Source organism: Micromonospora sp. NPDC005367 (assembly GCF_040606825.1).
Taxonomy (GTDB): domain Bacteria; phylum Actinomycetota; class Actinomycetes; order Mycobacteriales; family Micromonosporaceae; genus Micromonospora.
In genome coordinates this window covers 1-1,124 of record NZ_JBEXFP010000118.1, presented here as the reverse complement: position 1 = coordinate 1,124, position 1,124 = coordinate 1, and the positions used below count along the sequence as shown (strand labels likewise).

The window sequence follows — 1,124 nt, the reverse complement described above, 5'->3', positions numbered from 1 at the left end:
CCCAGGTCTCCGGCCCGACCGAGCCGTCGATGCCGACGTTCATCACGTCCTGCCAGGTCCGGGTCTTGGCTGCGGTGTTGGAGCCGAACTCCCCGTCGATGAAGCTGGTGCCGACGTTGCCGGTCAGGTCGTCGGCCCAGACGATGGCCTGCCAGAGCCGGACGATGTTGCCAGTGCGCACGCAGGAGCTGGAATTGCACAGCTGGTGGTTGTCGGGCCAGCTGCCCCCGCCGACCTGCCCGGGTCGGTGGTGCTGGGCATCCTCGCCGCCTGCGTCGGTGGCCGGGTGGTCGTCGTTGTGCGGCGAGGCTGGCACGAGCCGACGAACCTGTTCGTGGTGCCGGTCATGCCGCCCGGGTCACGAAAGAGTGCGGTGATCTCGGTGTGCCGCCGGCCGCTGACCGAGGCTGAGGGCGCGCTCGCCGAGACGGTCGGAACGCTGGTCCGGGATCGGCGAACCGAGCGGGAGATCCGCGAGCAGTACGCCGAGACCGCGAAGCGAGTAGCCGCCAAGGACGGCGACCCAATCAAGATCATGGAAGCGCAAGAGGCAGTGCGGGCCGCCGAGCAGGTCGTCGTGCCGGCCTGGCCACGCCTGACCGCCAGCGACGCCACCCCGGAAGCCCTCATCACCCTGCTCGCCAACCAGGGCGGACGCATCGCGGCGATCTCCGCTGAGGCTGGCATCTTCACCGCACTGACCGGCCGCTACAGCAAGGCACCCAACCTCGACCCGATCCTCATGGCCCACGCCGGAGACGCGATCCTCGTCGACCGACGCGGCCGGGAGCCTGAGCGGGTCGACGCCCCCGCGCTCACGCTGGTCGCGTCCATTCAGCCGTACGCGCTGCGGGAGATGGTCGAGCGGCCCGACTTCGGAGGCCGCGGCGTGCTCGCCCGGATCCTGTGGGCGCTGCCGCTGGACAACACCGGCCACCGCGACGTCGAGCCACCGGAGATGCCCGAGCGCGACCGTGACGCGTATCAGGCGCTCATCTACGACCTGGCGCTGGACATGGCCGGACGGAACGCGCCGGTGCCGGTGGTGCTGAGCGAAGCGGCCCGCAAAGTGCACCTGGAGTACCACCGCGCCGACACGGCCCGGCTACGTCGCTCTGGCGAGC

At 70.7% G+C, this 1,124-nt stretch carries 2 protein-coding genes; one reads left to right on the top strand and one right to left on the bottom strand.

Annotation, left to right across the window (positions count from 1 at the left end; all coding sequences use genetic code 11):
- A partial coding sequence (locus ABZS42_RS32005; protein ID WP_355151685.1) for a peptidoglycan-binding protein occupies positions 1-181 on the bottom strand: 181 nt, incomplete at its 3' end.
- A gap of 24 nt (positions 182-205) precedes the next feature.
- On the opposite strand from ABZS42_RS32005, the gene ABZS42_RS32000 reads away from it, so the two are divergent.
- A partial coding sequence (locus ABZS42_RS32000; protein WP_355151683.1) for a YfjI family protein occupies positions 206-1,124 on the top strand: 919 nt, incomplete at its 3' end.